Source organism: Priestia sp. Y58 (genome assembly GCF_029522095.1).
GTDB lineage: Bacteria > Bacillota > Bacilli > Bacillales > Bacillaceae_H > Priestia > Priestia megaterium_E.
In genome coordinates this window covers 29,258-49,448 of record NZ_JAKWFL010000002.1, presented here as the reverse complement: position 1 = coordinate 49,448, position 20,191 = coordinate 29,258, and the positions used below count along the sequence as shown (strand labels likewise).

At 37.9% G+C, this 20,191-nt stretch carries 11 protein-coding genes and 1 pseudogene; 10 read left to right on the top strand and 2 right to left on the bottom strand.

What is annotated here, in order from left to right; translation table 11 throughout:
• Positions 1 to 267: 267 nt before the first annotated feature.
• From MMB68_RS05960 to MMB68_RS05950, 3 genes and pseudogenes are all read left to right on the top strand, one after another.
• Positions 268 to 523, top strand: a pseudogene (locus tag MMB68_RS05960) (Imm3 family immunity protein); the annotation flags it as partial.
• 231 nt (positions 524 to 754) lie between these two features.
• Positions 755 to 1,351 (top strand): DUF4352 domain-containing protein, encoded by a 597-nt coding sequence (locus MMB68_RS05955; RefSeq protein ID WP_277548443.1) that lies wholly within the window; start codon positions 755 to 757, stop codon positions 1,349 to 1,351.
• Positions 1,352 to 2,096: 745 nt separating this feature from the next.
• Positions 2,097 to 3,599, top strand: coding sequence for a malate:quinone oxidoreductase (locus MMB68_RS05950; RefSeq protein ID WP_013083523.1), 1,503 nt, complete (start codon positions 2,097 to 2,099; stop codon positions 3,597 to 3,599).
• A gap of 143 nt (positions 3,600 to 3,742) precedes the next feature.
• On the opposite strand, the gene MMB68_RS05945 is transcribed toward MMB68_RS05950, so the two are convergent.
• Entirely contained in the window at positions 3,743 to 4,282 is a 540-nt protein-coding gene (locus MMB68_RS05945; RefSeq protein WP_277548441.1) for a DUF6434 domain-containing protein, read from the bottom strand.
• 46 nt (positions 4,283 to 4,328) lie between these two features.
• Positions 4,329 to 4,817, bottom strand: coding sequence for a DinB family protein (locus MMB68_RS05940; protein WP_277548440.1), 489 nt, complete (start codon positions 4,815 to 4,817; stop codon positions 4,329 to 4,331).
• A 201-nt stretch (positions 4,818 to 5,018) separates the two neighbouring features.
• On the opposite strand from MMB68_RS05940, the gene MMB68_RS05935 reads away from it, so the two are divergent.
• The 7 genes from MMB68_RS05935 (at position 5,019) to MMB68_RS05905 (ending at position 20,168) form a co-directional block, all read left to right on the top strand.
• Positions 5,019 to 5,948: an ADP-ribosylglycohydrolase family protein gene (locus MMB68_RS05935; protein WP_481861939.1), complete on the top strand. Its 930-nt coding sequence runs from the start codon at positions 5,019 to 5,021 to the stop codon at positions 5,946 to 5,948.
• Between the two features lie 51 nt (positions 5,949 to 5,999).
• On the top strand, positions 6,000 to 6,506 hold the full coding sequence (locus MMB68_RS05930; protein WP_221813298.1) for a hypothetical protein: 507 nt from the start codon (positions 6,000 to 6,002) through the stop codon (positions 6,504 to 6,506).
• Positions 6,507 to 6,686: 180 nt separating this feature from the next.
• Complete coding sequence (locus MMB68_RS05925; RefSeq protein ID WP_221813234.1) at positions 6,687 to 7,595, top strand: phosphotransferase; 909 nt, start codon at positions 6,687 to 6,689, stop codon at positions 7,593 to 7,595.
• A 79-nt stretch (positions 7,596 to 7,674) separates the two neighbouring features.
• On the top strand, positions 7,675 to 9,387 hold the full coding sequence (locus tag MMB68_RS05920) for a TcaA NTF2-like domain-containing protein (protein WP_221813236.1): 1,713 nt from the start codon (positions 7,675 to 7,677) through the stop codon (positions 9,385 to 9,387).
• A gap of 906 nt (positions 9,388 to 10,293) precedes the next feature.
• Complete coding sequence (locus MMB68_RS05915; RefSeq protein ID WP_277548435.1) at positions 10,294 to 13,887, top strand: DUF6603 domain-containing protein; 3,594 nt, start codon at positions 10,294 to 10,296, stop codon at positions 13,885 to 13,887.
• A gap of 8 nt (positions 13,888 to 13,895) precedes the next feature.
• On the top strand, positions 13,896 to 16,148 hold the full coding sequence (locus MMB68_RS05910; protein ID WP_277548434.1) for a hypothetical protein: 2,253 nt from the start codon (positions 13,896 to 13,898) through the stop codon (positions 16,146 to 16,148).
• Entirely contained in the window at positions 16,149 to 20,168 is a 4,020-nt protein-coding gene (locus tag MMB68_RS05905) for a hypothetical protein (RefSeq protein ID WP_277548433.1), read from the top strand. It begins immediately after the preceding gene.
• Positions 20,169 to 20,191: the final 23 nt, after the last annotated feature.

Here is a 20,191-nt window from a genome sequence, read left to right as displayed (position 1 = left end):
TTCGTACAAAGCCTACTTCTGAGCATATGAGTAGAATAGAGTAAGTTTATAACCTTGATTGGCTAAATGCCTTTCGAGGTTTTTTACTTTAAATTATATCGAATCAGCTGATATTTGAGTGAGACGAAGCAGTGCAAGGTGCAAAATTAAAATGGAGATGTTCACAATGTTTGAGGAAAAAGTTAGAGCAGTCTTAGGTGCACGAGTATTACTAGATGATAATGATCTAAGAATCGAGCAAAAATGGGCAGAGCTAATTGTTTCACGGACGAATTTGATAATTTAGGCAAGGGAGAAGATTTTATGGTGGATACATACTGCTATTGGAGAAATTGCAATTACCCATGGGCAAGTTTTCGTTGGGCACATTAGAGGTATAACAGGGAGGTTAGGGAAATTTAACCCAAAAGAAGCGGAAGACGAGCTAACATTAGACGAAATAAAAGATTTATTGACACGAATGAATAAAGTAATAGAAGGACTAAAGTATGTAAAAGCTGATCATAACCCTTCAGTGGAATAGTAACATTACTTAAATACGTGATGAGTGGAAATTTGCTAAGGTCTATGAGTAACGCTATTGTCTAATGAATGAGTTTTGAGCAGAAGGTCTTTATTTAATATATAGAACAGTTGTAATATATTTACTTTTGACAGACTGTTAGTATTTGGTATATCCTATTTTTGGATTAAGAGTTACGTATATTTAACTCTTTATACATAAAATACTAATCGAAAGAAGGAAGAACCCGTAATGAGTAAGAAAAAATGGTTAATAGGAGCAACTACATGCTTCCTAGTATTAGGGCTTGCGGCTTGTTCGAGCGGAGAATCAGAAAAAGCTAGTGGAAATGAGAAACACTCAGCTGAGTCATCAGAAAAGAAATCAGACGGTAAAGAGCTAAATGCTGATGCGAAGTTTGATAAAGAAAAAACGGATAAATTCTACAATACGGTTACCAAAAAATTAGGTGAAACTGCTAATGTTGATGATTTTACGATTACAGTAGACTCTCCACAAGTCGTACCGGATGATGATTTATCTAAAAATAAAAACGGACAGTTTATCAAAATGAATATTACGATTGAGAATAAAGGAAAGAAAAATCATAAAATAAGTGAGCTACTTCATTTTGATATTCAAAAAGGAGACACTCAATACTTTGCTACGGTTGTTTCTGGTGCCACAGAGAATCATTTGAACGGAAACATTTCACCAGGAGAAAAACAAAGCGGTATTGCAACGTTTGATATACCAAAAGAAGGCGATTTTAAGTTTGAATTTAGCGGTTTTAGTAAAAATCGTGGTATTTGGACGTTTACACAAGATGATATTCAACCAGCTCAATAAGAAACAAAACAAGTCACGTGCTAATCGTGGCTTGTTTTGATTGAACTCAGCAACAACCATGGCCCATAAATTAATTAAACAAATTTAAAATGAAAGGAGCATGTAAAGTACTGTTAAGTATGTCCTATGTAAAAGTCAATATACATGTTAGGTTTTATAACATAAATTTCTGAATAATCATTTACTTATTCACTTATTTCATGGTATGTTATATGACATAGATGTTGTAACTTGCAATATCTGTTGAGAATTAGCTGTTGTAATATATACTTATTTTTCTAGATATGCACCTCTGGACAAGTTGGTGTTCTATACATATATATACATCTACGTATAACTAGTCAAAAAGAATGAAGGCTTTTCTATTTATAGTGCTGATTGTTCTTTGGGCTGAGTATAGTTATAGTAGGTGAAATTTTCAAGACAGTTATTTTGGTTTTTAAGCTGAATTTTTGGAATAGTTTGTTATTTTATTAATCGATGCTTTGCCACTTAGAAGTAGGTATAAAAGTTTACTAATAAAAGAAAATGCAGACGGAATTTAATAAGTTTTTTGGAATTTGTGGGCGATTTTCTCACTTTTTTATCACTTTTGAATAGTTTATAATCATCAGACAATTATACTGTGATATAGTTATAAGTGAGACAGAAAAAGGTGTGTTCTTAGGTCGCACCTGAATTTTTTTACTACGTAAGCAGGAGCGCCTACATCTTTTTACAAATATAGGGGATGAGGAAGGTTATAATGAGCAACGTACAGAAAAAAACAGACGTTATCTTAATTGGTGCCGGAGTCATGAGCGCAACTTTGGGATCATTACTCAAAGAGTTAGCACCTGAATGGGACATTAAAGTATTTGAAAAACTCGCAGACGCAGGGGAAGAAAGCTCGAACGAATGGAATAATGCAGGGACGGGCCATTCTGCGCTGTGCGAACTAAACTATACATCAGAAAAAGCTGATGGATCTATAGATATAACAAAAGCGATCCGAATTAACGAGCAGTTTCAGCTGTCAAGGCAGTTTTGGTCTTATCTGGTAAGCAGCAAGTTGATTCGCAATCCGCAAGATTTTATCATGCCAATTCCGCATATGAGTTTGGTACAAGGGGAAAAAAATGTATCGTTTCTGAAAAAGCGTTTTGAAGCGCTGTCAAACAATCCGTTGTTTCAAGGAATGGAGTATTCCGACAGTCCTGACAAACTAAAAGAATGGATTCCGCTAATCATGAAGGGGCGCACGTCAAATGAACCAATTGCCGCAACTAAAATTGATTCGGGGACAGACGTAAACTTCGGTGCTTTAACACGCATGTTGTTTGACCATCTGAAGAATAAAGGGGTTCACGTTCATTACAAACGAAGTGTAAAAGATATTAAACGTAAAAGTGACGGTATGTGGGAAGTAAAAGTCGCAGATGTAGACAGCGGCAAAGTTGAGTACCACACGGCAAAGTTCATCTTTATCGGAGGTGGAGGCGGAAGCTTGCCTTTACTTCAAAAAACAGGTATTCCTGAATCCAAGCATATTGGAGGATTTCCGGTAAGCGGATTATTTATGGTATGCAATAACCCTGAAGTCATTGCGCAGCATCACGGAAAAGTATACGGAAAAGCCAAAGTCGGAGCTCCGCCAATGTCAGTTCCGCACCTTGATACACGCTATATTGACAACAAAAAGACGCTGTTGTTTGGTCCATTTGCCGGCTTTTCACCGAAATTCTTAAAAACAGGTTCGAACCTGGATTTAATCAGTTCCGTAAAGCCGAATAATATTTTAACCATGCTAGCAGCAGGCGTCAAAGAAATGGCGTTAACAAAATATTTAATTCAGCAGGTGCTGTTATCAAATGAAAAACGTGTAGAAGAACTGCGTGAGTTTATCCCGAACGCTAAAAGCGAAGACTGGGATATTGTTGTAGCAGGCCAGCGTGTGCAGGTAATCAAAGACACGGAAGCTGGCGGAAAAGGAACGCTTCAGTTTGGTACAGAAGTTGTAAGTGCCGCTGATGGTTCTGTTGCTGCACTTCTTGGCGCTTCGCCTGGTGCATCAACGGCGGTTCACGTTATGCTTGAAGTATTGGAAAAATGCTTCCCAGAAAACATGAACAAGTGGGAGCCGAAAATAAAAGAAATGATTCCTTCCTATGGCATGTCGTTAGTTGATCATCCAGACTTCTTTAACGAAATTCATGCGTCTACTTCACAGACGCTTGGTTTAATTAAAAAAGAGTCTGTTTATAGCTAAAGATTTTACGCCGTAACAAACAGCACATGTGTATGTGAAGAAATCTACAGGCGTGCACAAACACCACCTTTTCTTGAGGTGGTGTTTTGATGATCTTTATTTATGTAGAGTTTGATTTAAGAGCGGTATTGATTGCTTCCAGGCTAAAGTTTTAAATGCTTCCACGCCGCAATCGCATCATCGCGGCTTTTTCCTTTGTTTTTCGGATCGTTAAAAAAATCACAAATAAAGCGGTTGTACTCAAACTGAGGCGCAATCTCTTTTTGATAAGAAGGTTGCTTTTTTCGTTTTTCTTCTTCATGCCACGCTTTTACCACATCTCGATAGGTCTTCCCTACATTTTCTTTAAAGTAGTTTTGAATATAAGTCGAAAAATGAAATGTAGGATGAATAGCTTTCTTAAAAAAAGCCCGTACTTCTTGACTGCAGCGGTGATTTTCTCCAATGACGCTATCTAATGTCAGCGGAGCTTTCGTTTTAGAGGACGAGCGTTTTTTAGAAGGTGATTTTGATTGTTGAGTGTCACCGGTTGTTAAAAACACTTCAATTCTTTTTGAAAGTTCCATTTTAGATCCAGACGGGCTCATGTTGTTTTCACGGCAAAATTGCTGCAGCTCGGTTTTGAGCCAGTAAAAATCGGTAAAGTCTTTGATAAGTAAATCTTTTGTAAGTTCAGGTCGCATCGTTTTCACCTCCATATATTTACTATAGAACGTTTGTTCTTGTTGGTTAATTGTTTTTAGAGAAGTACGAAGGAATGTCTTTTATGTTTCTTCCTACATAGTGAGAAGAAATAGGCTGTTTATTCACCTCTCTTGCCCAAATAGAAAGCTGGCCGATGTGATGGATTTCATGAATGATGATGTGATGTAAGATGTCAGCTTCTGTGTAAGAAGTAGAATCCCAAGGGACTGTTACGTACCTTTTGTTGGGAAAATTCAAATGGCTTAGAAAGTCGGCAATGTCAGGTCTATGTGCAGAAGAGAGCGCTTGAAGCTTTTCAAGCGTATCGTGTTCTTCAAAAGAAAGAACGATATCTTGTTTACCTTGGATGGCGCGTATCCAGCTGTATTCCACATCAATAATATGAAAAAAAGTTTGTGAAATGCTACTCATTCCTCCAGTCCGCTTCTTCAACAGTTCTTCTCTTGAAAGTTGATAACACCAGCTAAACCATTCGTCTCTCACTTGCCAATTATATTCAAAAAAATGAATCATCTACCGCACCTCACATGTTTTTTTACCTCTTATTTAAATTAGATGAACGCTGGTAAATTCCTTTTTATAAAGAAGAAAAAGCGTCTAGGCAGGGTGTCTCTTGCAAATTCCAAAATCAAACAATTACAATAATAGAAAGGAGTTGATCACATGACGCTACATAAAAAAGTACTTTCTACGATTCTAGGAGGAGTTGATCACATGACGCTACATAAAAAAGTACTTTCTACGATTCTAGGAGGAGCTGTCGGAGACGCTTTAGGCGTTCCAGTTGAGTTTAAAAAACGCGATTCATTTCGGATTACGGCTATGATCGGCTACGGTACATATAACCAACCTGAAGGAACGTGGTCAGATGATACGTCTTTAACGATGTGCTTGATTGATAATCTACTAGAAAAACAAGATGAATATGATTTAATGCAAAAGTTTGAGAGCTATTGGGCGAATGGCTACTGGACACCGTACGGAGAAATGTTTGATATTGGCATTGCCACAAGCGAAGCGATTCGCCGCTATAAAAGCGGGTTTCCTAAAGAAGAGTGGGGAGGAAGCGCTGAGTACGACAACGGAAACGGAGCGCTTATGCGTATTGCCCCGCTTGCGTTTACACTACGTCAGGAACCTAGCTTTATAAAAAGAAAAGAAGAAATAGAAAGAATTGCGCACGTTACGCACCGTCATATGCGCTCTACGCTTGGCTGCATTATATACGTGGAGCTGCTTATTTGTCTTCTTGACGGGGACGAGCCTTTTAAAGCATATGAAAACGCGGTAAATCTCTGTCAAAAGCAGTTAACAGATACGGAGTATGAAGCAGAGTTTTCTGCGTATGAACGAGTGTTAAACCTAAGCTTGCCGCACGCAGCAAGAAATGAAATCGGGTCAACCGGATACGTCGTCAGCTCGCTAGAAGCATCTCTTTGGTCTTTTCTGCAAAGTGATGACTACAAAGAATCTGTACTTACTGCTGTGAATTTAGGAGAAGACACAGATACAATAGGCTTTATTACAGGTACTATGGCAGGAGCATATTACCAGCTGGATGGCCTTCCTGAAGAGTGGGTTTGTCAGCTTGCTAAAAAAGAAGAGTTAGAGAAAGCGTGTAAGAAGTTTGCGGATATATGTTAATGGATAATAAAAATTACTTTAAAGAGGAGAGGAGATAAAATGAAATTTTCTATGGATTTTGGCGATACCAATTTTATCGGAGTGGCAAACGTAAAAGAGTACCAATCATTTGTGGATGAGGATTGGGAGCTAGACCAGCTTCTGAACCACTTCGGCAGTGAAATGAAAAAGAGAAATATCCTAGTATGTCAAATGACAGAAGAAGGAATTGAACATTCTTGGAACGTAGAAGTGAATATTGGAACAGAGTCGGATATAGATACATACTTTAGGAAAGCAACAGGTTATATAAATGTAACCAATCATCAGCTTTATCTCGTAGATTATGACTGCCTTACGATGGCCGCCCAGTTTGAAGATCAGTTAGTGCCTGATAAAAACTGCTCCAAGTATAGAATTGATATTAAAAACGGTATGTACAAGCTCGAGCTTATTCAATTTTATAATGTTGACCAAGATGAGTATACAGGAAATGACCAAACGGATCTTTTATTGAACTTTATTAAGATGGAGCATGTTGAAGAAACAGTCGATAAGGTATTTTGGTGTACGTATTAAGTAGTAAACGTACCATAGGCTACTAACTTAGAGGCGGGGTGTACTGGTCTGAGGAATCTATTTTATTTATATATTCACTGAAACCCTCTGGCTTTGCGCCAGAGGGTTTTTATGGTCAAAATCATTTATAATATACTTTTACATAACATACAAACTTCATGTTAAAGAAAGGTGATCACAGTGCCAAATGCATGGGATGCAGAACAAATTGTATCAGTACCGCTTGCCAAAACGCTAATCGAGACGCAGTTTCCAGAACTTGCGCCCGCTACAATTTCGCTGCTTGGCTACGGCTTTGACAATACGGTTTATCAAGTAAACGACCGCTTTGTGTTTCGGTTTCCAAGAAGAGAACTCGCAGTAGGACTATTAAAAACAGAAAATCAGCTTTTACCAAGTCTTGCTTCTCAATTGCCTCTATCGATTGCAGAGCCCATTTTTTTCGGTAAGCCGAATGCAGGCTATCCTTGGCCTTTTACGGGCTATCACTACGTGCAAGGAACTTCGCCTGCAAGATTAACAGAAGAAGAACGCATACAATCAGCTTCTGTACTGGCAAGGTTTCTTCGTACGCTACATCACTATCCTCATTTAAAAGCGCAAGAGCTTGGCGTGCTGTTTGATGAGCTAAATCGGCTTGATATGATGAAGCGAAAGCCTGCGCTAGAGAAGTATGTCAAGCAAATGAAAGAGCGTAACCTTTATTCTAACCAAGGGGTTCTTGAAGACTATGTAAATGACGTACAAGAAATTAAGTATCAAGAAAAACATGTACTAGTTCACGGAGATCTTCATATTAAAAACATGATTGTTGATCAAAACAATATGGTTTCAGGCATTATTGATTGGGGAGACGTTCATATTGGTCATCCGGCAGTTGACCTAGCGATTGCCTACAGCTTTTTACCTCCTAAAGGAAGAGCACGTTTTTTCAAAGAATACGGAGAAGTAGATGAAGAAACGCACAGACTGGCAAAATGGAAAGCCGTATTTACAACCGTAGTGCTTGTGGCACATAGCTACGATCAAGGAGATAAACAAACGTTAGCAGCGGCTCTAGAAAGCTTGAACCTTATCTTTCAAGAGTAATAAAACTGTAATAGAATTTCTGTTAAATTCCTGTATAGTTAAAAAAGGATAAAAATAAAAACAACAGGTGAAGCAAACGATGAATACAAGCCACTGGAATGAATCAGCAGCACAGCTGCTAGAAACATGGATACAGCTATATAAAGAAAAGGAATCTCTTATTGGAGAAAAGGAATCTTTAAACATGCTAAAAGAAGAAGTAGACGGGATGGACAAAGAAAAGTTTCTCTCAATAGTAGAACGTCATCTGCAAAAAGTGTATGAAGAACTAGAAAAAGAACGTACAGAGTCTAATATGAACAACATTGAATATACAATGGTGACATTTCTTTCAAGCCATTATCCGGAGTACATAAAAAAGCGTCAAAGCAATATGAAACAGCTCCAACAGTTAACAAGCATACATAGAAGTGTTACAGAGCTTTTCGGAAAAAAACTTTCTTCCGAAGCGGATATGGTAGCGTTTAGAAACGACTTTTTTCAACTAACAGAAAAACACGCTAACACGTCATTGCTAAAAGAAATCAAGGAAAGCTGGAATGCTTATTTGCCCGCGTTCGTTGACTTTCAAAAAAAGCATAAACATACAAAACAAGCGATAGCCACAGTACTCGAAGAAGACAAGAGCTTGAAGCAAGAATGGCATCAGCTAAGCAAAAACAAAGTAGTGACCAAACAAAAAGCGACCGCCTTTCGCACAAAGCAGCATGAGCTAAATGAAAGTATTCGAAAAGCCACGACTGCACAAAAACAGTTACTCGAACTTCACTGGCCTGATGTTCGCAGTCAGTTTGATGTGCTACAAGAAAAAATGAGTGAGAGTCTTTTTACTGTACTGAAAGAAACGGAACACGGTATAGAAGTCATTAGCCAACATGATGCCAATGAACACGCCAAGTTAAAGCAATCACTTACGGACCTAAATGCAGTCCACAAAGTCGACGCTCATCAAACGTGGTTAGCGGCTTTTATTAAAAAATCACGACCGTTTTTTAACGAACTAAGTGAAGATATAAAGGATACTCGGTGTCGAGAGCTATGGAATAGAATTTACGGCATGTATAAAGGAATAGCAGTAAACGAGTTTATTGTTACCTACGAAGAATTTTTAGCACTTCAGCCGCTTGCCAGTGCAAAAAGTACAGAAATACCAGGGTCATTAGCTCGGTTAAAGCTAGATATAAACCCTGTTACGCTGCCAGCCTACGCAGACTTTCCCGTGCTCAAAAAGCAGCAATCATCACGACGCACTTTTCCTATTATAATAGGAATCATTATTGGACTTCTCTTGTTACTTACGATTGTATACATGAATCGTGACAATCAAACGGCAGAAACAAGCGCAGACATAAAAGCCACGACCAAAACCAAGCCGTTAAAAAATGAAGAACCTAAGCCAGCTGACGTAAGCAAAACAGAGCTTGAAAACTTTTTTATCTCCTATAAAGCTGCTTACTTTTCAAGTTTAAACAGTGGAGACTTTAGTGGGATGGCACCCTATATCGACTCGAATCAGCCAGTGTATAAACAGCTGAAAAGCTACATCACATCACTCGCCGGCAAAAACGTATCGTTTGCTAACGATCAGTTTCTTGTGACAAAAACAGAATCACATGATGACGGAACCTACGACATTTATACAAGCGAAGTGTACACATTTACTGACTCATATGACGCGAGCACGCAGTTTAAAAAAGAACGAATTTATCATGTTAAAGTCGCTGGCAAAGACAAACTTCAAATTACTAAAATTGATACGTTAACAGATGAGCAGAAGCCGGTGGAGGAGTGAATGGTTTCTGAGAGATTATGAATAACCGCTAGTTCCTTTTGAGGGCTAGCGGTTATTGTGGTTGGGGGAGAGGGAAGTGTTTTGAGTGACTGCTACGCTGCCAGAGATAGACATTGTTTCGGATTATAACAGATTGAGTTTGAGAATGTTGATATAACAGGCTTGATTTTTTAGTATATCGGATTAAATAGAAGATGATTGGAGACAGTTTGTTTATTTGTGTCCCCCAGTTGTCCCCAATGTATAATTAGTAGAAAAAAGATTAGAGAGGGGACCTAAGCACTTTTATATTACATAAGGTCAACTCAGTACTCCTTTTATTACGAGCCAGAAAAAGTAATTATTGCACTCTTAACAAATTTTGAGTTCTGGCAAGATTATAGAGGGGTTTTTTTAGAGGAAAAGTTTCTGTCTTGAGGCTCTTAGCTTCTTCTAAGTTAGTGTAGGTTCATCCTTTAAGTAATGATATCTAATGTTCGTTTAAAAGCTTACAAAGGTGTTCTTGTTGACAACTGCTTTCATTTGGGATTTCATCTGAATTATTTATTTCTTACATGACGTCATATCTTACTATTCTCACGCTTTGTTTAAATTAAATAAGACACTTTAATATCATTCCAAAAACAGACATTAAATTATTTTAGATCTATATTTTGAAAATTATATGGGAACTATAAAGGAGGTTTTTATTTGCCGAAATTTAACTGTTTATTCTTTAAAATAATTTTTTTATCGAATATTTCTTTTGAATTGAGGAAAAAATTATTTAGTGTAGTTTTATTGAAAGTAAGGTATCACATATATTTCTTATCTTAGTGTTCTAATTTCTGGCTGATAATGAGGTAAGTAAATATATAACATAGAGAATTACTAAAGATGGACATATTTCTATAAAGGAGACGGCCAATGGGTTTAAATGAATTAAAACTTGAATTTGAAAAGCAAATTCAAAGTAATCAAGTTGTTAGTATAAAAGCAGATGTACTTAAAAAGGCCTCGCTCCAGCCTATAGACAACTTTGATGAACTTATAACAAAGCACTTGTTATTACAAGGTGAATTTATAGTTAGTGAACCTTCTTTCCCTAGTGGAAGTAATAATGAACAACTATTTTTAGATGGGAAAATCAAATTTCTTAATTTATCCTCATCGGTTGATGCACATCTTATCTTCACGGTTCATACTGACTTAAAAGTCGAACTTTTTATTGAATTTATTACAGATGGATGGAGTATACAGAAGAGTTTTCCTGAATTGGACATGTTCCCTTTTTCTAACATTGAGCTTGACCAGCAACGCTTTTGTTTTACAACAATGCTGGAGGAGAATTATCAGTATGCTGGCAAAAATATCACTTTACAGCAAGGGCTTAGTCTGGTCGCCCATTTAATAATGGGCTTTTGGGCAAACAAAATTTCTGAATTATTCGCAGGCGGTATAAAGAGATCGGGAAAATTTCCTATTTATGGTTCCTTTGATTGCTCAGAGCTAGACAATAGTTCAAACATTGTCCCTCGACTCGATTGGAAATGTCAGCTTGAGAAAAAGATTGAACCGACAATCATTGGTGAATGGTCTAATCCATTGATTCGTATCAATTCAAATGGAACTGTTGATAAAACAAAAGTTTCTTTTGGTATGAATTTGCGTATAGGGAGTAGTCTTACAACAAGTATGGTTGTAGAGTTAACTGAAATTGGAAAACCAATTTTTTTAATTTCATATACGTGGGAAACACCCGATCATCCAGAGGAATTAAACCTGTCCGATTTATTGGAGGCCCTAATCCCAGAGTTATATATCCCCAAAGGTCTTAATATGATTCTTGGTGATGCACATTTTAATTATGACTTGATTAAAAGGCAAATGGTCTTGCAGGGTAGGTCAAAACGGTACGGAGATGAAAAAGCAATACTTGTTGGATTAGAATTTGAGAGGGATTGGAAGTTTTACTTTGCGACAAAATTTGAAAGGTCTTTTCAAATTAATGATTTACCTATAATTGGTGAAATAGGATCTTTTTTATCGACTAGTAAAATTATGTTTGTGATGGCAAGTGATGACTTGATAGGAGGCAGTGACCTTGCACTGCAAATAAATCAATTAATAGTAATTGATCAGGATTTAAAAATTAAAGATGATTCTACAATCAAAGAAGGCTCTATACTTACCATGGACATTGGGATGGCTGGTATGAAAGGAAAATCATTATTGATTGAAGAGACTTCATGTCTGTATAATACCGATCTAAATAAGGGAATCAACGTAAAGAAAGAGAACCAGACTGATTTACCATTGCATCGCAATGGAACCTCCATTATTGTACCTATACCGAGTCCAGGTAATATTGGTCCAGTTAAAATCCATAAAGCTGGTGTAGCATACCGTGATGGAGAACTACAGTTTTTGTTTGAAGTTTCCTTAACAGCCTCAAGTTTAGTTTTAAGCTTGAAAGGATTTACTGTAGGCTTTTCATTAGAGCAAGGCGAATTAGGGATGTCGCTGGAAGGGTTAGGAGTATCTTTTGAGAGTGGCCCACTTAAGATCAGTGGAACACTACTCGGTACGTTGGAACCGGTCAATTTTACAGGAAGTTTGGTGATTTCTACTTCGGAGTTTTCGATTTATGCATTAGGTGGATATACAGAAATTGATAAAAATCCTTCTCTATTTGTATATGCTGTTCTAAACAAACCCCTAGGAGGACCCGTCTTTTTCTTTGTCACGGGACTCGCTGCTGGCTTTGGTTTTAACAGATCACTTCAAATTCCTGAAAATGTAGAAGGGGTGTCTGAATTCCCTTTCGTTCAATGGGTTAGTGCTAATCCTAAGAATCCCCCACCAGAAATGGGTGGAGAAATATCTGAACGAGTTACGGACACTTTGAATCGATTAACACATGAAGGCATCGTTGAACCAATGCTTGGGAAACACTGGCTTGCATTCGGTATAAGGTTTACTTCATTTGAATTTATTAAGTCGTTTGCACTATTGACTATGTCATTTCCCGAAAATGAAATTGATATGCTGGGTTATTCCACACTTAAATTTCCTAGAAGTGGATCTACTGCATTTGCCGAAGCGGAGTTTGAATTGAAGGCAAAATTTTCACAGAAGCAAGGTTTCGTTGAAGTGTTAGGAAATCTTGATCACGCATATGTGTTTTCAAAAGATTGTAGTTTGGAGGGGGACTTTGCATATTCTTATTGGTTTGATGGGGAAAATGCTGGAGACTTTTTGGTTTCACTTGGGGGTTTTCATCCCAATTATAAACTAGCTCACTATCCTGATTTAGATCGGTTAAATATGAATTGGGCAATCACAAACTTTTTTCACATTAAGGGTGATTCTTACTTTGCCATGGACTCCAACGCAATAATGGGCGGTTTAAATTTTGACGCTAGTTGGGGCACATCGGGTATTTCAGCAGGGTTTTCTGTAAATGCTGATTTTTTAATGGTATATGCCCCTTATCGTTATTATTTTTCTAGTCGTGTATCTTTCGATATCAAAGGAAAATTTAAAATATTTAGAAAGAAAAAAGTAGAGAAAAGTTTTCATATAGGTGCTGATTTGGAAATCTGGGGACCAAGTTTCTCCTTATATGCTCGGGTAGAGAACTGGTTGTTTAGTATTGATATCGAATATGGAAGTGCTCGTCCGGGTGGAAATAAATTTATACTTTGGGGGGAATTTGTAACTGAGTTGCTCCCTAAGAAGGAAGAAGGTAATCTTACCATCCCATTACAAGAGCCAGATATTCTTCGTCTAGATATACTAAAAGGCTTAGTCAGCAAACTAAATCAGGATTGGTTAATCAACAAGAATGATGTGGAATTAGCAGTACGAACTGCTATCCCCATAAAAGAATACTTAATTTGTGACGAGATAGTTGAGCATTCTAATTCACAATCCGATTTTAATCGTGATTTTGGGGTGGGTCCTACAGGCACGAGTAATGACCACTTTAAATCTCATTTAACTGTTACGCTGAATCGACTCAATGGAGATCCTTGTATCAGTTTTATTGCCAGTCCAATTTTAAGTTCTGTACCTAAGGGACTGTGGGAATATCGTTCATATTCCGGCAAAATACCTGACATTAGTAAAGGTTCTGCAACTATTAAAAATGTACTAACTGGTTTTCGACTTGTGCCTTCTTCTGGTGAAAAAAGTGTACAGCTGGATTCGATGAAGCTGAAGTATTTATTGGTGGACAGTATAGTGAAATGTTGGAAATGGAATGTCCCTCATTATATGAGAGACAACCCGTTTGATTGCAAGATAGATACAGTTGAAAATTCAATTTTGAGTGATGTGGTACTACAAAATCGACCAAAGATATTAGCTGCAATCAACAATTATGGATTTTCGGTAAAAAATGAAATAGATGTAAGCGATCTCGCTAATCCATCTTCAAATGATCTTATGAATCAACCGCAACTCCATCATCTAGGTGAACAAAAACTGTGGACGGTACCTTGTGTACTGAGTAATTAAAGGAGGTTATGATTAATAAAATGAGTTCAGTTAAGGATACTTGCGTGACCATTAGTGATTTTTCGCACCCCTCGCTTCGTTCCGGAAGTTATAATTTAACATTAAATCAAGCTATAGAAACACAAGGAGAACAAGAAGGGTACAGCCAAACATTTAACTTAACTGTGGTAGGTGAACGTCTATCTCTTAATCCTGATTCTATTCACTCCGTCTTTCCACCTTTGCCTAATGGTGAATTTGAAGGCGCGTTACCACACGTGTTATTGAATAGTGCAACGTTACCATGGGAGCGAACATCATTACCAGCAACACACCCTAATCATGAAAAAGCCCCGTGGCTAGCGGTTTTAACTTTTAACAATGACGAAGCTCCGGAAATCCAGCATGTTAAGTTTCATGATCTTGTTGAGAGTGGTACGGACATAGTCTTTGAAGGGGAAAGGGTACCTGGAACAAGACCTTTGAATTATTTCTCCTACCCTGATTTAGTTTTAGAGGCCAATGAGAGGCCGGATACTCCGTGTTGTGTTATAGACATACCTAAAGATATATTCTTAAGAATTGCACCCAAAGCAGATGATTTGCCATTTTTAGGAGTAGTAAAGGATGAGAGGACTACTAATTGTCAGGATCAACAAAAAGATTGTTATACGTGTAGTGTTATACAAGGGCAACGAATTCCCAAAATACAAACTTTGACACACTGTCATTTGGTAATGCTTGAAAACATGGGAGCATTTCTACCAGATAATAATGGAAGTGCCCCTTTTCCTACTGAGACTACACATGTTCGACTAGTAACGCTATGCCATTGGTCTTTTTCAATAAATGGTAAGGAAAATGTTTTGGGTAAAATCTTAAAAAACCTCGACGTTGGACCTCTGCAAATGCCAGGAAATTTTCAGAGTCCAAAACCAGAAGATGTTGAGAAGGCCATTGAACGCCAGCAGCAAGGGCAATCTACAGATCAGGACGCTGATATTCTTACTCGGAACGCTTTGAATATGGGTTATATTCCTATGAATCATCATTTACGATCGGGTGGTAACACGGTCTCCTGGTGTAGATCTCCACTAGTTCCCTATTCCATTAATCAAGATGTAACATCAGTACTTCCTTTTTCAGATTCTGATGTTGCAGTACAATATGATCCACGGACTGGGATGTTCGATGTTTCTTATGGGTTAGCTTGGCAACTTGGTCAATTGATGTCTCGGTGCAATAATTCTATAGCAAAAGCTATTTATACGTGGAGGCGTAATATTAAGCGTAATGCTGCCCTAACAAGGGAACAAAACAAGTTTAACGATAACATGCTGGGGATCAGTTTTGCTTCGAATTTGTTTATGAAGCGATTTTACGCTGCTGCTAAATTGGAAAAATCACTTTCTGAGGAGGTTATACAGTGGCTTTGTGAATTAAGGCTTTTGCATCATGTGCCTTTTCATTATTTAGTACCAGATGAGCGTATGCTACCTGAAGAGTCCATGCGAGTGTTTTACCTGGATTCTAATTGGGTTTATGCATTGATTGATGGGGCTGTGAGTTTAGGGCGCGTAAATTCTGCAGAAGAAGATCGCTCTCAGGGTTTCTTTCAATCTTTATTGGATACTATAGAGAATGGCTGTAAGAACGTACGAAAAAATGAGAAGCCCTTAACTAAACATTTTAATATTTCTGGAAGAATAACAGGGTTTCTTCTACGTTCACAAGCCGTATCTGGATGGAAGAACTTAAAAGCTTTTGGTTATGAAGATTTTACAGAGAATCAGGAAGTTCCGATTTTGAGATTTAACGTCTCATACGATGATGATTTTATGCTTTGTTTGTTTGATGGTGATGTAAGTCGAATCGTTATCCAAGAATCGGGAAGTGAACTGCACTGTGGTATAGACTATAATACAGATCTAAAGGCTTATACAACAACTCTTCGTAGGTTATATTGTAGCCATCCTGACGGGTCAATATGTTTGGGTTATGATAAACCTCGAGTGTCTTGTCATGATCCATGTCCTGTAGGATGCTTAGAACCCGGTACAAGTTTGTTAGACAAAGAAGTTGTGGTTTCCATGCGAGACGATAACCAAACTATCCGCGTCAAGGAGACTGCTGATATAATTTTGCAGGAATTACAGCGACTCAACCATGTTCCACCTGATTTTGAATTTACTTCTGCACATTTCTTTATTGAACTTACCGAAGGGGCAGTAAAGGGTGTTTATAATAATGAGTCTATAAATGAATGTAATGGGGGTGTATGAATGAAAATTAAAGAAAATTCGCTAGGGCTCATCGTTCCAGTAAATCTTACTGCTCTTTGTGTAGGAGAGACCGATGAATTGCTAGCTACAGGTCAGTTCGCAGGAGCTACATTAGGCTTCAGTGATCAATTAAACCAAGAAACAGAAGCTTTTGTAGGTGGTTTTCATGCCCGTGAATTATTTGACCCCCCGGCTAAACAATTAGAGAAAGGTGTTCATTTGCATTGGGCATTTCCTAAAGCGTTGTTAAATGGAAAGGTTAATCAAGAAGGTGAGTTGGAGTTTCCTGCGTTACCGAACCAATGGCTTATATGTCGATATTGGCTAGAAGAGAATAAACCAAAAGTGAAAGTGTGGAAGATTTCTAGTGATGCTATTACTCCATTACCGAATGGCGAGTATCAGATAGGTTCATGTGAATCGCTAAGTTCAGATAGAGATATTACAGAACCATCCCAATCATTATTCTCTTTGTTTGGACAGGACCTAGACCCAGCTGTATTCAGTGATTTGACATATACCTCCTATTATCCGAATTGTCGCAATATGTTCGGCTTTCACGATGAACTTGAGGACATAACAATTCAAAATAGAGAAGCGGTAAGCTTAATGTACTCTGTGGTTGGTTGGTATTATACTGATGACTCTGATCCTCTATCAACTTCATATAGCAGAGAGGATTTAGAAACTAATTTTGGATGGACCTTTGAAGGTGAAGAGGCATTCCCATCGTATATGATTTGCAATGGTAGTATACAAAACGTTAACTGGAATCCGACTCATGTGTATATACATGAATCACCGTTGCAGGAGCCAATTCAGGGGGATGTGGCAATCGGAAATTATAAAGAAGAAGCAATGGCAGCGCACATGCGTTTTCGTCAAGGGCAAAAACCCGCCTATTACCAAACATTATTTTCTGCATTTCAGCTCGATATGTTGGATAAACTAGAGCAATTCCATGTTGATCAGTTTGCTAATCTCCATACAGATCTTGAAAACCGGCAATTTCAAGCGAAAGATGCAGGTTCAATCTATGTAGTTCAAAAAAAACAAAAAGAAGGGTCAAGAAAAGTAAAGTTAAGTAGTGAAATTGAGAATGTTGAACTACCACCCCATTTAGCCGAACGATTAAGCAATCTAAATTTAATGAGACAGCGATACGATTTTAATCGCTTCTATATACATAAGCTTGGTGAGCAATTGTTCGCGGACTGGTATCAGCTTTTGACTGCTAAGGATTCTGTTACACGGAACTTGGCGTACGAGAAAGCGGGGGATCGGTTGTATTTACTTAAGAACCTTAAGATCCATAACCAGACTATGGAAAATCAGCTTCAAGAGGAAGTTACTAACTTTCGTATGTTGTTGGGCCCTGAGCTGAACTTACTGGAAGATTCAGCACCTAGGTATTGGCAGGCTAAAGATTTTTCTATTGTTCTTGAAGGTGATCAAACTGTTCCTCCTTTAAGGAATAGTGGGGGATCAAGAAAATCCCAAAGTGCTTTTTTGAAATGTCGTTTAACCAATCAAGTGCTTAACCAAGTTACTCTTTCTAGCACAACACTACAATCATCAATGTATGAGAATATCGGAGTACCCCAGCGGAAAGAAGAGCACGGCCTTGTGATGAAGCAGTTATTTATTGAAGCTTGTCTGTTAAATATAAATTTTTGGGTAATGCAAACTCAGAAAAACAAAGAATTTTTAAAAGCTGAACTCTGGATGAAAATTAATCAGAAAGAAGTCGAGAGTAAAGAAGGAGAATTTCCATCTAATATAGGTGTACAATGGTGGCAAACCAATCCATGGTTACCACTCTATCTTGAGTGGGAGGCTCACTATTTGCCGATACATCCTACAGAAGATGGAAGATTTATCACTTCTTATAATGAACGGTTTTTTCTAGAACAATTTCGTATAGATACAGAAACTGGTCAAATTCGTTATGATACTCAAAAACCCGTTGAGGTTACTCAATTTCCCCAACGATTTCGAGGATGGACGTTACTAGGCGAAGATATCAAAGAAGACTACATAGAGCGTATGGTTCACAAACTTCAATCTATGGGTGAAAATAAGGAAATTTCCTACTTAGTTGACAAAAAAAATAAAGGAATCGGATTAGCAATTCAGAGTTTAAAAGGATTTAACGATGCTCTTTTGATGAAGAAACATCATAAGCAAATTGCCGTCAATGGTATTAATGGTAGTCCAAATCAGAGGTTAAGCCGTGAAATAGAAAGAGTGTTGGAAGATAACATGTATATGATGCCTCAGCTAAATGGCAGCTTTCAGCCCATTCGTTCGGGCTTTCTCCAACTGTCTTTAAAACTAGTCGATACGTTTGGACAACGTAGAGATGTGAAAATTAGTAATTTTTCGTGTTCAGAATCACTTCAGCCACAGCAGCCTGTGCCCCCAAATGTGATTTTTGTTCCGCCGCGCATCACACAAGCAAGTCGACTGTTGTTTCGCTGGATCTCTGCAAACAGCAATAATGTGGAGGAAATGAATTCCCATCCTGCTACTTCCCCAATTTGTGGTTGGATTATTAGTACGCATTTGGTACCAGGTTTGTTTTTATTTAATCAAAAAGGAAAAGCGCTTGGAACCATGTTTCTACGTGGAGATCAAAGTATCATGACATGGGAGTCTGCCCCAGGGGATGATCTTAAGATCAATACTACTATTCACGAGGCACTTCAAAACGAAAATCCGGTTCTTCAACAATTTGCACTTGAATTGTATGCAAAAGGTGCCAATCATTTTAAACGGTTTTGGCTAACCATTGATAGAGCTCATGAGAATATATTACCAAGTGATAAAATGGATGGTATGGAAGTATTTGTAGGGAAACCAACGGCTATTGCTCAAGCTTCCCTTCGTTTGGAACTTGATGGGCGTTCAGCGACCAATTTGAGTTGGAAATGCTTTACGGAAAACGGTTTTCTAGAGACAGATAATGATTTTACACAGGTTCAATTTCCTGTTGTCTTAGGGAAACATATGCAGATGAAGGATGGTTTGGTCGGCTTTTATAAGCAAGCAACAGATCAAGAGGGATACGATTGGAGCACCTTTTATTCATATGCAGCAGAAGAAACAGGATCTTCAGATATTTCAATACCTTCAGATTCGACTCTTACTTTGGAAGCTTCACCTAAGCTTCCAACTTCATCGAATTTGGAAAATGATACACAAAAGGTACTTCTATTAATCGAGCCGCGTGCTCCCATTTATGCTTCGACAGGAATTTTGCCTGTGAAGAATATTTCTGTGCCGACCAAACATTATGAGGAAGCATTAAGTATCATGGAGTTTTCTTTTATGACTACTCCGGTATTGAAAGGATGCCAAGAATTAGACATTCCGCTTAATTCCTTAACTGGGTACCAATGGTCCTGGTGGGAAAAAGAAAAAAATGGAAAAAATGTAAATTGGTCATATTATCCTAGTCTTGTTCCATTAGAAAATAAGATATATGCAGCCTATACCCCTCAGCAAATTACTGAGGGATGGCTGAGGCTTACTCCGAAGCTTTTAGAGTTCAAAATGACAAATAACGAGTCCCAAGCCTTTGTGCCAAGAATAGATGATGGTAAATTATTTTTGAAGATAACGAATATGAAACAGCGGCCAGTTACCTTTCTTCCTGGGGAATTAATCGGGGAAGGTCAAGTTAATACAGGATCTGTTTTTTACATGCACTTGGGCATGCTCCTTTCGCAGAAGGATATTCCCCGTCTAAAATTAAAGCATATTAACGATACAAACAGTCCTGTATTATGGAAATTTAAATGTTTAAAGACTACAGGCAAATACGGAAATTACTGGGTTGCAACGCCTACTGAAAGATTTGAACTTTCTCCAGGAGAGTCTCTTATGATCCAGATTTCGGATGTAAAGGTAACATCTAATAAGGAGATGGTTCACCTTTACTTTGACTATTATAATATTGAAGGTACCAGCAATGGCGTCTACCAAGAAATTATTAGACTAAAAGACCAGCCTATTTAAATTTAATCAGAAATGGAGAAGGG